The organism is Rhodococcoides navarretei (genome assembly GCF_038069675.1).
Classification (GTDB): Bacteria; Actinomycetota; Actinomycetes; order Mycobacteriales; family Mycobacteriaceae; genus Rhodococcoides; species Rhodococcoides navarretei.
The window spans coordinates 2,560,508-2,573,652 of the sequence record NZ_JBBPCN010000001.1 but is presented as its reverse complement, the minus strand read 5'-3'; the positions used below and the strand labels follow the sequence as shown (position 1 = coordinate 2,573,652).

The following is a 13,145-nucleotide window of genomic DNA, read 5'->3' as shown; positions in this document are numbered from 1 at the left end:
GAACGGTCGGGTCGATCGCATGACCGAGACGGTTGTCGATACGGGGACGAGCCCCCGACCCACCCAGCTGCAACGTTTCTCGGCCGAGCTCGGCTTCCCACTCGACCGGTTCCAGGTGGACGCGTGCACAGCCCTGGAGAACGGTCACGGTGTTCTGGTCTGTGCTCCCACCGGCGCAGGCAAGACGGTGATCGGCGAGTTCGCCGTGCACCTGGCCCTCGCCGCCGGACGCAAGTGCTTCTACACCACCCCGATCAAAGCGCTGAGCAATCAGAAGTTCGCCGAGCTGACCGCCAGATACGGACGAGACACCGTCGGGCTGCTGACCGGCGATTCGTCGATCAACCCCGATGCCCCCATCGTCATCATGACGACCGAAGTGCTGCGCAACATGCTCTACGCATCCTCGGACGCACTGCGGGGACTCTCGCACGTCGTCATGGACGAGGTGCACTACCTCGCCGACCGTTTCCGAGGGGCGGTGTGGGAAGAAGTGATCCTGCACCTGTCCGACGACGTTCGATTGGTCAGCCTGTCGGCAACGGTCAGCAACGCCGAGGAATTCGGTGCCTGGATGAGCACGGTTCGCGGCGACACCTCGGTCGTGGTGGACGAGAACCGTCCGGTACCCCTCTCGCAGCACATCATGGTGGGCCGTCGGTTGTTCGATCTGTTCGACACTCGGGCCCAGTCGGGCGACGGCAGTCAGAAGATCGTCGTCGACCGTGAGCTCGTCCGACACGTCAAGCAACGTCAGTCCCTCGACTCGATGGACCGCTGGCACGCGCCACACAGCAGGGGCCGCGGCGGTCGTTCGGGTGGCGGGGGTCGCGGTGGCGGTCAGGGCAGCAGCGCGAACAACAGACCACTGGCCAGACCCGATGTAATCGCCAAGCTCGACGAAGAGGGTCTGCTCCCGGCGATCACGTTCATCTTCAGCCGTGCCGGCTGCGACGGCGCGCTGACCCAGTGCATGCGCTCGCGTCTGGTGTTGACGACGCCCGAGCAGGCCGAGGAAATTCGGTACATCGTCGAGAAACACACGTCCGAGCTGCCGCGCGAGGACCTGGAAGTCCTGGGCTTCTGGGAGTGGCGCGATGCACTCGAGCGCGGGTTCGCCGCCCACCACGCCGGGATGTTGCCGGTCTTCCGGCACACCGTGGAGGAACTGTTCGTCAAAGGGCTGGTCAGGGCGGTGTTCGCCACCGAGACACTGGCTCTCGGAATCAACATGCCGGCCCGAACCGTCGTGCTGGAGAAGCTCGTCAAGTTCAACGGTGAGACACACGCCGAACTGACGCCGGGGGAGTACACCCAGCTGACCGGCCGGGCCGGCCGCCGCGGCATCGATGTCGAAGGACACGCCGTTGTGCTCTGGCAGCCGGGAACCGAACCGACCGAGGTTGCCGGGCTGGCGTCGACCCGCACGTTCCCACTGCGAAGTTCGTTCGCCCCGGCGTACAACATGTCGATCAACCTGATCGAACAATTCGGTGCGGCCGATTCGCGTCTGCTGCTGGAACGGTCCTTCGCACAGTTCCAGGCCGACCGCTCCGTCGTCGGAATGGTCCGCGGCATCGAGAAGAACATGCAGACGTTGGAGGCACTCGGTGCACGCCTCGGCGGCCCCGATGGCGAGTACTTCGAGTATGCGCGGCTGCGCGAACGACTGAAGGATCGCGAGAAGACCCTCGAACGCCAGAACAGGTCCGACCGGCGGGACAAGGCCGTCGACTCGCTGCGTGCCCTGCGCCGCGGCGACGTGATCTCGGTGCCGACCGGTCGCCGCAGTGGCCTCGCGGTGGTGTTGGAGCCGGACGACGACCGGGCTGATCCGCGACCCCTCGTACTGACGGAGGACAAGTGGGCGGGCCGGCTTTCGGCAGCGGATTTCCCTTCGCCCGCAACGTCTCTGGGGACGATGCGCCTTCCGCGTTTCGTGGATCATCGCACCGCGAAAACTCGACGTGATCTGGCGGCCGCACTGTCCACTCGCGGAATCTCGCAGCCGTCGGATCGAATCCGACGCAAGTCGACCGCAGCGGACGACAAGGAACTGGCCACTCTGCGCCGCGCCATCCGATCGCATCCGGTGCACGCTCGTCCCGATCGCGACGAGCTCGGCCGCACCGGTGAGCGGTACAACCGGCTGGCGCGCGAGACCGAAACGATGCGTCAGAAGGTATCGGCCACGACGAACTCTCTCGCCCGCACGTTCGACCGCATCCTGGCGTTGCTCGCCGACCGCGGCTACGTGAGCGGAGGCAAGGATCCGAAGGTGACCGAATACGGTGCCAGGCTCAGTCGGATCTATTCCGAGTCCGATCTGTTGGTCGCCGAATGCTTGCGCGGCGGCCTGTGGCAGGGCCTGTCACCGGCAGAGTTGGCAGCGGTGGTCTCGGCGGTGGTCTACGAGTCGAGGTCGGAGGGAGACATCACCCCGCACGGTCCGACGGGTCCGATTCGACATGCACTGACCGAAACCGTTCGGGTATGGCACGACCTACGGGCCGACGAGGTGCGCCACAAGCTGCCGCCGACGCGAGAGCCCGACATGGGCTTCGTCAAGGCGATCTACAAGTGGGCGTCCAACCATTCGTTGGTCGACGCTCTCGTCACGGCGGGGGACAACGGCAAGGCACTCTCGGGTGGCGACTTCGTGCGCTGGTGTCGGCAAGTCATCGACCTGTTGGATCAGGTTCGACTGGCGGCCCCCGAGCCGGAGCTGTCGCGAACGGCAGCACGCGCCATCGCGGCACTGCGTCGCGGCGTGGTCGCCGTCGATGCCGCATGACAGCACCGAATCGGACTGCCGGGTCGGTACAGCGGAGAGTCGTACGGGCGGGTTACTGTACCCCCGACGAATCCGAATTTCAGGTGGAGGCGAGATGAGCGGCCCACACGGTCCGACCGACCCCGACAACAGCTGGTCGCGCAATCCCGACCGGCAGGACGGTGCCGCGAAAGACACACCGGACACCCAGCCTGCTCCTTCCGCCGAGTCACAGACTCCGACGCCGTCGGCGTGGGGTCAGTACGGACAGCCGCAGGCCACGCCGTACGGCGCACCCGGTCAGAGCCCGCAACAGCCCGGCGGCCAGTACCCGCAGGGCCAGTACCCGCAGGGCCAGTACCCGCAGGGCCAGTACCCGCAGGGGCAATATCCGGAGGGGCAGTACCCTCAGGGCCAGTACCCCCAAGGTCAGTACCCACCTGCCGGCTATCCGCAGGGGCAGTACCCCTCGGCCCCGAATGCACAGGGCAGCTACCCCCAGGGACAGGACCCCACCGCCCAATACCCCGCCGGTCAGCAGTACGGCGCTCCCTACCCCGGTGCCGGCGCGCCTGCATCGGGCGATGCGGCGTATCAGAATCCTTACGCACCACAGCAATTCGGTGGTGGGCAATACGGGCCGGGTCCCTACGGCCAGCAACCACAGCAGCCCTGGAACCCCAACCAGCCGTATCCCCATCAGCAGTATCCGAATCAGCCGTACCCCAATCAGCAGGGTCCCGGGCAGACCGGGCCCCGGTCGAAGAAGCCCCTGATCATCGCGGGTGCCGTCGTGGCGGTTGTCGCCGTGATCGCGGTGGTGTCGTACGTCGCGTTCGGCCGTACCACCACCCTCGACACTGCGGCGGCGGAGGAGGGAATCCGCACGGTCGTCACCGAGTCGTACGGTGCGTCCGACGTATCCGGAGTGTCCTGCCCTCAGAACATCGAGGTCGAGGCCGACACCAGTGTCGAGTGCACCCTGACTGTCGACGGTGCGTTCAAGACTGTGACGTTGACCTTCCTCGACGACGACGCCAACTACGAGGTCTCCCTACCCGAATAGGCCCGATTCGGGTAGCGCGATCAGTTCGTCGACGCCGTGGCCGCCATCGCAGCGACGAGGCGGGCCACGGCGTTCTCGATACCGAGAGCCTCGGCGAGTGCGTTCAGCGCGTCGACATCGACAGGTTCGGCCGGGATCTCGTCGGACTTCGACAGCACGACATCGGCGTCGGTCACGACTCGCACGACGGGAAGTGCCGCATCCAGGTAGTCGCTCGCGTTGGCCAGCTTCGCCCGGACTCCCTTGGCCATGTCCGACGACGGGTCGAGCGCCGCAGCACGCAGCGCAGCGACGGATTCGTACTGCAGCATCAGCGTCGACGCCGTCTTCTCCCCGATCCCTTTCACGCCGGGCAGTCCGTCGGATGCATCGCCTCGCAGCAGAGCCAGTTCCGCATACGCCTCGCCTGCTCGATGAAGCGGAACGCCGTAGCGTTCGGAAACCAATGCAGGATCGAACAATTCGGCTTTCGCCAGCCCACGTCCCACGTACAACACGCGCACCTCGTTCGGTTCGTCGGCGGCAACCTGAAGCAGGTCTCGGTCACCGCTGACCACGACAACGGGGTCCCGACGCTCACGCGCGGCCAGGGTTCCCAGCACGTCGTCGGCCTCCAGCCCGTCTGCGCCTGCGGTCGCGATCCCCAACGCGGCGAGCACATCCATGATCATGTCCACCTGTGGTGTCAGCGTCTCCGGCACCTCTTCGCTCTCGGCGACCTCCGGCGCGGCCTCGGCCACCCGGTGCGCTTTGTAGGAGGGCACGAGGTCGACGCGAAACTGTGGCCGCCAATCGAGATCGAGGCACACCGCCAGTCGGCCGGGTTCGGTCCGCGCGATCAACGCCGAGATCATGTCGAGGAAACCGCGGACGGCATTGACCGGTCGACCATCGGGGGCCGTAATCGACTCGGGCAGTGCGTAGTAGGCCCTGAACCACAGGCTCGCGCCGTCGAGGAGGAGCAACGGCGACGTTCCGGGAGTGGTCATGAGGCTCATCTTGCCAAACGGCACTAGCCTGGAGGGATGAGTGTCGATTCTTCGGTCAGTTCCTCACGTTTCTCCAGCGATGTCTACGCGTCTCGGCTCGCCCGCGCGGCTCGCCTGACGTCGGATGCAGGCTTGGATGCCCTGTTGATCACCCCGGGCCCGGATCTGCAGTATCTGATCGGCTCGAAAGCCAGCTCGTTCGAGCGTCTCATCGCCTTGGTCGTTCCGGCCGATGGCAGTACCCCCACGGTCGTGGTTCCGCGGCTCGAACTCGCGGCACTGGGCGATTCCGCGGCGCACGAGCTGTCTCTGACGCTCGTCGACTGGGTCGACGGTGTGGATCCGTACGCCCTGGTGGCCGCGGCGGTGCCGAACGGGACGGCAACGGCCGTTGCCGACGCGATGCCCGCCCTGCATTTCGTGCCGCTGGCCGGTGTCTTCGGAACGATGCCTGTGCTGGCCACGGACGTCCTGCGCGAACTTCGTATGGTCAAGGACGAGGCCGAGATCGACGCGCTACGGCGCGCCGGGCACGCCATCGACCGTGTGCACGCCCGGATGGGTGAATGGCTTCGCGTCGGCCGCACGGAAGCGCAGATAGCGGCGGATATCGCCGCCGCGATCGTCGAAGAAGGGCACACAGCGCCGGAATTCATCATCGTCGGATCCGGGCCGCACGGAGCCGATCCGCACCACGAGGTATCCGATCGAGTCGTCGAGGCGGGCGACATCGTGGTGATCGACATCGGGGGACCCGTCGCACCGGGATACAACTCCGACTCGACCCGCACCTACAGTCTCGGCGAGCCGCAGGCGGAGATCGCCGAGCAGTACGCGGTACTCGAGCGAGCCCAGCAGGCAGCTGTCGATGCGGTGGTGCCCGGTGTCACGGCGCAGTCCATCGATGCGGCCGCCCGCGACGTCCTGGTCGACGCCGGCCTGGGCGAGGCGTTCCTGCACCGCACCGGGCACGGGATCGGCCTGTCGGTGCACGAGGAGCCGTACATCGTTGCGGGGAACGACATCACGCTCACCGAAGGGATGGCGTTCAGCATCGAGCCGGGGATCTACTTCCGCGGACAGTGGGGTGCACGCATCGAGGACATCGTCGTGGTCACCGCAGACGGGTGCGAATCGGTCAACCTCCGGCCGCACGGTCTGGCCGTCCTGCCGGTGTGACGCCACCGGGCGAGACCGAATTCGTCTCGGTCGTTCGATCCAATCCTGCTGTCGACGAGATACTTCGACGCGCACCGCAGCTCGGGCTCCCCGGGTGGTACCTGACTGCGGGTGGCCTCTTCCAGACGGTGTGGAACCACCTGGCCGGTCGGGACCTTCGTACGGGAATACGGGACTACGACTTCTTCTACTTCGACGACTCCGATCTGTCCTACGACGCCGAGAACGAGGTGATCAAGACTGCGGCCTCGCTGTTCGCAGACCTCGGGGTCGACGTCGAAGTGCGTAACGAAGCCCGCGTACATCTCTGGTACGAGCAGCACTTCGGGAGTCGTATCGCACCGTTCCACAGCACCGAGGACGCGATCGACCATTTTGTCTCCACCACGTGCTGTTTCGGCATGACCACCGGTGACGGCGGGAGAGAAGTCGTATACGCGCCACACGGATTCGACGATCTCTTCGCAGGAATCGTGCGGCCCAATCCGCGCGTGCCGATGCAGCATGTGTACGAGGCCAAAGCCGCACGCTGGACGACGGAATGGTCGAACCTGACGGTTCTTCCCTGGCCGTGAAGGACGAGGCGGTGGCTCTCGTCAGCGATTCAGCAGTGAGCGACTACCCAGTACCCGTTGCACCTGAATCTCGATGACGACGCGGGTGGGGTTCTCCCTCGGTACGCGGTAGCGCTGGGCGTAGCGGTTCTCGGCGTCGACGACGGATTCGCGATCGTCCCGCACCACGGCCGGCCCCTCCAGCGTCAGCCAGCGGGCACCGTCGATCTGAGTCACGGCCGCGTACGCTCCGCGACCGGCGTTGATCGCCTTCTGCGACACGTCGTTGGTGATGACCCGAGCACACCGGGCTTCGGCATCGTAGGTGAAGCCGACGGCGACGACGTGCGGGGTTCCGTCGGGTCGCAGCGTCGTCAGAGTGGCCAGGTGTCGCTCGGCAAGGAATTCGAATGCGTCGTCGGCGAGGGCAGTCGCGTCTGCGGGGGTGGCGGCCATGCCCCGACTGTAGTGAATGCGATTTCATCGGCAAGACTGGTCGGCGTGAGCAGACGAGCAGAACCCGCGGCCGGAACGCTGTTGCTGTTGGGCGGGCGCAGCGAGATCGGACTCGAGGTCGCTACCCGACTCGCCGCGGGGCGAACCGTCGTACTGGCAGCTCGGCGCAACACCGACCTCGATGCCCAGCAACGGCGAGTGCAGCAGGCAGGCGCAGACGCCGTCCACACCGTCGAGTTCGACGCGACCGCGATGGACACTCACGCCGAGCTTCTGAACCGGGTTGCCGAGCGATACGGTCCGATCGGGATCGTGGTGCTGGCGTTCGGGATCCTCGGGGATCAAGCGCGAGCCGAGGACGACGCGCAGCACGCTCTCGACGTCATCACCACCGACTTCCTGGCTCAGGTTTCGGTGCTGACACACGCCTCGAAGCTTCTCCGAGCACAGGGGAGCGGCGATTTGGTCGTGTTCTCGTCGGTCGCGGGTGTTCGAGTGCGACGCGCCAACTACGTGTACGGATCCGCGAAGGCCGGTCTTGACGGGTTCGCCAGTGGACTGAGCGACTCACTGCACGGCAGCGGGGTGCATCTCCTGCTCGTTCGTCCCGGATTCGTCATCGGTTCCATGACCGAGGGGATGACACCCGCGCCCATGTCGAGTACGCCGGATCAGGTTGCCGACGGTGTTGTCGCGGCGCTCCGTACGCGTCGGGCCACCGTCTGGATTCCCGGCACTCTGCGCCCGGTCTTCTTCGCCATGCGTCTACTGCCGCAATGGCTCTGGCGCAGGATGCCGCGCTGATGGTGGCACCCGTGCCCAGTCCGATCGTGGTCGTCGGAATCGGTGCGGACGGCTGGGACGGACTGCCCCTCACTTCCCGCACGGCCATCGAGCACGCAGATGTGGTGTTCGGCTCCGCCCGTCAGGTCGCGGGGGTGCGGGAGCACTGCACCGAGACCAGGACGTGGCCCAGTCCGTTGCTGCCGAATCTGCGGCCGATGCTCGACGCCTGCGCAGGTTCTCGCGTGTGCGTGCTGGCCAGCGGGGATCCGATGTTCCACGGCATCGGGGTGAGCCTGGCGCGGGAGTTCGGCGCCGACCGCTTGCGGGTGCTCCCGGCCCCGTCCTCGGTGTCGTTGGCGTGTGCGCGGTTGGGCTGGGCGCTGCACCACACCACGACGGTGTCGCTGGTGAACAACCCGGCCGAGACGGTGTTGCCCGAGTTGGCCGACGGTCGTCGGATACTGGTGTTGAGCCAGGGCGCCAGCACGCCGGGGGAGATCGCGGTGACGCTGTCCGCCAACGGTTTCGGAGCGACCGAGATGACGGTCCTCGAGCAGCTCGGCGGACCGGCCGAGCGGGTGGTCGGCGGGATTGCGCGAGAGTCGACATTCGAGGGCGTCGATCCACTCAATGTCGTTGCGCTGCAGTGTGTCCGAGATCCCGACGCGCCCCGCCACACCCGCATTCCCGGTCTGGCGGATTCTGCGTACACCGGAGACGGTCAGATGACCAAGCGGGAGGTTCGAGCGCTCACGCTCAGCGCGTTGGCACCGGCACCCGGAGAGCTGTTGTGGGACATCGGCGGCGGGTCGGGAACCATTGCCATCGAATGGATGCGGACCGATGGATCCTGTCGCGCCGTGACCTTCGAGAATTCGCAGGCGCGCCGTGAGCAGATCGAGAGAAATGCACTGAACCTGGGAGTTCCAGGCCTCGTGGTGCACGGCGGTGCCCCGGAGAGTTTCGCTGCGGTCGCGGACACTGCACCGGATGCGGTGTTCATCGGTGGTGGGTTGACCGGTGCCGACATGCTCGAGGCGTGCTGGGGCGCGGTGCGCACCGGCGGACGTATGGTCGCGAATTCGGTGACCGCCGAATCGGATTCGTTGCTGCTGACCGCTGCGGCGAAGTACGGCGGCGAGCTCCGCAGGTTCCAGATCTATCGCGGTGAACCGCTGGGCGCGTTCACGACGTGGAGACCGCAGCTCCCGGTCACGCAATGGAGCGCGGTCAAACGGTGAGAGTCCTGATTCTCGGTGGTACGACGGAGTCGCGGGTACTCGCGGCGGCGCTGGACACGGTGCAGGGGATCGAGACGATCACCTCGCTGGCCGGACGGGTCGCCGAGCCGATACTGCCCGTCGGGCAGACGCGAATAGGCGGCTTCGGGGGGTCGGACGCCCTGGCAGTGTGGCTGCGAGACAACTCGATCGACGTGGTGGTGGACGCGACACACCCGTTCGCCTCCACCATCGGAGCACACGCCGAGCAGGCCACTCGAGCGTCGTCGGTCGCGCTCCTGGTGCTGACGCGGCCACCGTGGACCCCCGGCGAGGGTGATCGATGGACCTCGGTTGCCTCGTTGCCCGACGCGTCGTCGGCGATCCCCCCTGGTAGCAGAGTGTTCCTGACAACCGGTAGGCAGGGCGTTCACCATTTCGCGAGTGTCGCTCACTCGTGGTTTCTGGTCAGGGCGATCGACGCTCCGACCGGTCCCGAGCCGCCGCACATGACGTTGCACCTGAGCCGTGGGCCGTTCGACGTCGACCACGAGTCGATGATGCTCGCGGACAACCGAATCGACCTGTTGATCACCAAGAACAGTGGCGGCGACATGACGCGAGCCAAGCTCGCTGCCGCCCGAGCGGCATCGATTCCGGTGATCGTGGTCGACCGTCCGGCGCGAACCGGCTCGGCACCGATGGTGTTCGACGTCGCAGCCGCCGTGGACTGGTTGACGAATCGGCTACGCGCTGGTCTCTGACGGATACCGGCGGGAGGTGAACACCTTCGGCCCGCTGCCCGTGTCGACCACCGTCGTCATCGATGATCCGATGATGAGCAGGCACCGCATGTCGATCGATTCCGGGTCGAGTTCGCCGAGCGTCACGGTGCGAACGGATTCCTGCTCGCTGCCCACTGCGCGTCCGATGACCACGGGGGTCTGGGGCGAACGATGCTCGAGCAGAATCTCTTTCATGGCCGCAACCTGCCAGGTTCGCGACTTCGACGCCGGGTTGTAGATCGCGATCGCCATGTCGGCTCCGGCGACCGCCGAGAGCCGCGCTGCGACGACGTCCCAGGGCTTGAGGCGGTCGGAGAGGGAAACGACGGCGTAGTCGTGTCCCAGCGGTGCGCCCACTCGACTGGCGACGGCGTTGGCGGCCGTCATTCCGGGCACCACCCGTACCGGTACCGAGTTCCACTGCTGCTCGGCCGCCACTTCGATGACGGCGGTGGCCATAGCGAACACCCCGGGATCGCCCGAGGACACCACGGCCACTCGGCGACCCTGCTTGGCGAGGTCGAGGGCGAACGCGGCTCGTTCGGACTCGACCTTGTTGTCACTCGCGTGCCGAATCTGCCCGGGCCTCGGCGGTACCCGGTCGATGTAGGTGACGTAACCGACCAGGTCGGTGGCGGCGGCCAGTTCGGCGCGTACCTCCTCGGTCGTCCATGCGTCGTCGCCGGGACCGAGGCCGACGACGACCACTTCGCCGGTGTCGGTGGGTGTTTCGGCTCGGTTGGACGGGCTCGGCACCACGATCATCGAGAAGTACGGCACGTTGTCGGCGTCCACGGCGTCGAGCACTCGCTGCTGGGGCGTGCTGGCCCGTTCCACGTAGCGCGCCTCACGCAGCCGGCCGGAACGCTCGAGGGCCTCGAGCACAGTCGGGTAGGTCCGGCCCAGTTTCATGATGACGGCAGCGTCGGTGGCGCGCAGTCGGCGCGTGAGTTCGTCTGCGGGCAGCGTGCCGGGAAGCACGGTGAATACCTCGTCTCGCTCCACGAGCGGAGTTGCCAGCGCCGCCGAGGCGGCACTGACCGACGTCACGCCGGGGACGATCTCGACTTCGAAACGATCGGCCAACCGCTTGTGCATGTGCATGTAGGAGCTGTAGAACAGCGGATCACCCTCTGCGAGAAGCGCTACGGAGCGTCCTGCGTCGAGATGGGCGGCCAGCCGTGCGGCGGCGGATTCGTAGAACTCGTCGATTGCGCCCTGATACCCACCCGGGTGCGCGGTGGTCTCGGTGGTCACCGGATAGACCAGGTGTTCTTCCAGCTGTCCGTCGCGCATGTATCCGGCCGCCAGACCGCGGGAGATACTGCGGCCGTGCTGGGCACTGTGGAAGGCGATCACGTCGGCCTCGGCGATCACACGAGCGGCCTTGACGGTCAACAACTCCGGATCACCGGGACCGACGCCGACTCCCCACAGCTTTCCGGTGCTGGTCATTCTTGTTCGCTCGCAATGGCATTGACCGCGGCGACGGTGATGGGGCTGCCACCACGCCTGCCTCGAACGACCAGATACTCCACGCCGAGGTCGGCTGCGATCAGATCCTCCTTCGACTCCGCTGCGCCGATGAATCCGACCGGCCCGCCGACGATGGCTGCGGGTTTCGGGGCTCCGGCCGCGAGCATCTCCATCAGGTGGAACAGTGCGGTCGGCGCGTTTCCGATGGCGACGACGGCACCGTCGAGCTTGTCGCCCCACAACTCCAGCGCGGCAGCGGTTCTCGTGGTTCCCATACTCCGAGCCAAATCCGGTACCCGAGGATTAGACAGGGTGCACAGCACCTCGTTGTCGGCCGGAAGACGCCGACGAGTGATGCCGGTGGCCACCATGTTCGCGTCGCACAGAATCGGCGCTCCCGAGTTCAGTGCCGCGCGAGCGGAGGTCACGACCGTGGGGGTGTACCCGATCGTCTCGGTCAGATCGATCTCTCCGACCGCGTGGATCATGCGCACGACGACCTGTGCGACATCCGGGGCGAACCGAGACAGATCTGCTTCGGCGCGGATGGTCGCGAACGATTGTCGGTAGATCTCCGCGCCGTCGCGGACGTAGTCGTGCATGCCGATCACGATAGGGGAGAGGGACCCCTCAGCAGACAGCCGGTCGTCCCTCGGGCCGAGGCACCCACTCAGGACACGCGGTAGCCGATTCCCGTCGCGATGACGTCGGTCACCTCGCCCTTGGGTCGTCCGCAACGCCGTTCGCACCCGGACCAATGTTGCCGTTCGTCGCGCGGAGTCATCCGGGCATCGACTGCCGCGGAGAGGTCTGCTCGCACGTCGGCCAACGACTTCTCGCATCCCGGAGATCCGGTGCAGGCGCTCACCCGAATCCACGGCGACGCCGCGTCGAAGATCAGTCCCATCGGGGCGAGCACGCGGACGACCTGTTCGGCCGGTTCCTCGTCCACGTCGCAGACGATCAGCGAGCGCCACGGGGTCATGATCAGCGGGCGGTCGATGGCCGCGAGGAACTCGGCGAGCCGCGCCCCGAGAACGCCGTTGGCCAATCCCGCAGCCAGCGCCACCAGTCCGTCGTCCTGGTCGAGCCATCCGATCGGTGGCACCTCCACAGGCGCGGGCATCGGCAGGACGGGGCCGGCCGAGAGCCCGAGACGGTCCACGATCCGGGCAGGCCCGTCGTCCAATTCGGCCACCCGCCACTGGGACTGCCGCAGTTCGACGAAAGCACCCGCGCAGTTCAGCAGCGTGGACACGACACGGTCTCGGTCCACGCGAACGCCGCTGTCCCGGCCCGCCAACAGCACCGCGTAGGACCCGTCCGACTGGGCGTAGGCACCGAAATCCGGTTCGAGTCCGCACAGGTCGCCTCGGCCGTCGTCGAGTGCGAACAGTGTCCTCCCCGGCAGGTCCGCCAGATCGGGTCGCGCACACAGGCCCTCGTCCAATGCACCGACCAGCGCGCGCACATCGGTGAGACCTCCCAACCGGCCCGACAGGGGAGAGGCGAGGATGTTGCGCACCCGCTCGTGAGTCGATGACGGGAGCAACCCTGCGTCGGCCAACCTGCTCGCGAAGCCGTCCGGGTCCGACACCGCCCGCACCTGAATATTGCCCCGCGAGGTCAGCTCCAACGTGCCGTCGCCCAGCTCGGCTGCGGCCTGCGCCAGCACCTGCATCTGTTCCGGTGCCACGACGCCGCCGGGCAGCCGGATTCGCGCCAGCGGCCCGTCTGCGGCCAGGTGGGTCGTCAACGCTCCGGGGCAGCCGTCGGGCACCGACCTCTCTGGCGAACTCATGGTCACCAGGCTACAAGCGCAACGGGTGGCCCGATTCCACGCTCGCCCCGGTAGCATTCG

12 protein-coding genes are annotated in these 13,145 nt (G+C 66.8%); 7 read left to right on the top strand and 5 right to left on the bottom strand.

Annotated elements, in window-relative coordinates:
- Window positions 1-19: 19 nt before the first annotated feature.
- Together AABD04_RS12085 and AABD04_RS12080 are read left to right on the top strand one after the other, a co-directional pair.
- Window positions 20-2,794 (top strand): DEAD/DEAH box helicase, encoded by a 2,775-nt coding sequence (locus AABD04_RS12085; RefSeq protein ID WP_341441332.1) that lies wholly within the window; start codon window positions 20-22, stop codon window positions 2,792-2,794.
- Window positions 2,795-2,888: 94 nt separating this feature from the next.
- The gene (locus AABD04_RS12080; RefSeq protein WP_341441331.1) at window positions 2,889-3,839 is read left to right on the top strand and encodes a DUF4333 domain-containing protein; all 951 of its coding nucleotides are present in this window, start codon (window positions 2,889-2,891) and stop codon (window positions 3,837-3,839) included.
- 20 nt (window positions 3,840-3,859) lie between these two features.
- Here AABD04_RS12080 and AABD04_RS12075 read toward each other — a convergent pair whose 3' ends face one another.
- A complete protein-coding gene (locus tag AABD04_RS12075) occupies window positions 3,860-4,837 on the bottom strand; it encodes a 5'-3' exonuclease (RefSeq protein ID WP_341441330.1) in 978 nt (325 codons plus the stop codon).
- 27 nt (window positions 4,838-4,864) lie between these two features.
- On the opposite strand from AABD04_RS12075, the gene AABD04_RS12070 reads away from it, so the two are divergent.
- Window positions 4,865-6,007, top strand: a complete 1,143-nt coding sequence (locus AABD04_RS12070; protein ID WP_341441329.1) for a M24 family metallopeptidase — start codon at window positions 4,865-4,867, stop codon at window positions 6,005-6,007.
- Window positions 6,004-6,582 (top strand): nucleotidyltransferase family protein, encoded by a 579-nt coding sequence (locus AABD04_RS12065; protein ID WP_341441328.1) that lies wholly within the window; start codon window positions 6,004-6,006, stop codon window positions 6,580-6,582. The genes AABD04_RS12070 and AABD04_RS12065 overlap by 4 nt, the downstream gene beginning before the upstream one ends.
- A 21-nt stretch (window positions 6,583-6,603) precedes the next feature.
- On the opposite strand, the gene AABD04_RS12060 is transcribed toward AABD04_RS12065, so the two are convergent.
- The gene (locus tag AABD04_RS12060) at window positions 6,604-7,017 is read right to left on the bottom strand and encodes a TIGR03618 family F420-dependent PPOX class oxidoreductase (protein WP_341441327.1); all 414 of its coding nucleotides are present in this window, start codon (window positions 7,015-7,017) and stop codon (window positions 6,604-6,606) included.
- Between the two features lie 45 nt (window positions 7,018-7,062).
- Here AABD04_RS12060 and AABD04_RS12055 point away from each other — a divergent pair, with 45 nt between their 5' ends.
- The 3 genes from AABD04_RS12055 to AABD04_RS12045 are packed head-to-tail and all read left to right on the top strand — an operon-like array spanning window position 7,063 to window position 9,787.
- Complete coding sequence (locus AABD04_RS12055) at window positions 7,063-7,821, top strand: SDR family NAD(P)-dependent oxidoreductase (protein ID WP_341441326.1); 759 nt, start codon at window positions 7,063-7,065, stop codon at window positions 7,819-7,821.
- Window positions 7,794-9,044: a precorrin-6y C5,15-methyltransferase (decarboxylating) subunit CbiE gene (cbiE, locus tag AABD04_RS12050; protein WP_341441325.1), complete on the top strand. Its 1,251-nt coding sequence runs from the start codon at window positions 7,794-7,796 to the stop codon at window positions 9,042-9,044. Before AABD04_RS12055 ends, cbiE begins: the two co-directional genes overlap by 28 nt.
- A complete protein-coding gene (locus tag AABD04_RS12045) occupies window positions 9,023-9,787 on the top strand; it encodes a cobalt-precorrin-6A reductase (RefSeq protein ID WP_423228140.1) in 765 nt (254 codons plus the stop codon). The genes cbiE and AABD04_RS12045 overlap by 22 nt, the downstream gene beginning before the upstream one ends.
- On the opposite strand, the gene cobJ is transcribed toward AABD04_RS12045, so the two are convergent.
- From cobJ to cobG, 3 genes are all read right to left on the bottom strand, one after another.
- Entirely contained in the window at window positions 9,770-11,263 is a 1,494-nt protein-coding gene (gene cobJ / locus AABD04_RS12040) for a precorrin-3B C(17)-methyltransferase (RefSeq protein WP_341441323.1), read from the bottom strand. The two genes, AABD04_RS12045 and cobJ, sit on opposite strands and share 18 nt — an antisense overlap.
- A complete protein-coding gene (locus tag AABD04_RS12035) occupies window positions 11,260-11,886 on the bottom strand; it encodes a precorrin-8X methylmutase (protein ID WP_341441322.1) in 627 nt (208 codons plus the stop codon). The genes cobJ and AABD04_RS12035 overlap by 4 nt, the downstream gene beginning before the upstream one ends.
- A gap of 68 nt (window positions 11,887-11,954) precedes the next feature.
- A complete protein-coding gene (cobG, locus tag AABD04_RS12030; protein WP_243609633.1) occupies window positions 11,955-13,085 on the bottom strand; it encodes a precorrin-3B synthase in 1,131 nt (376 codons plus the stop codon).
- Window positions 13,086-13,145 lie beyond the last annotated feature (60 nt).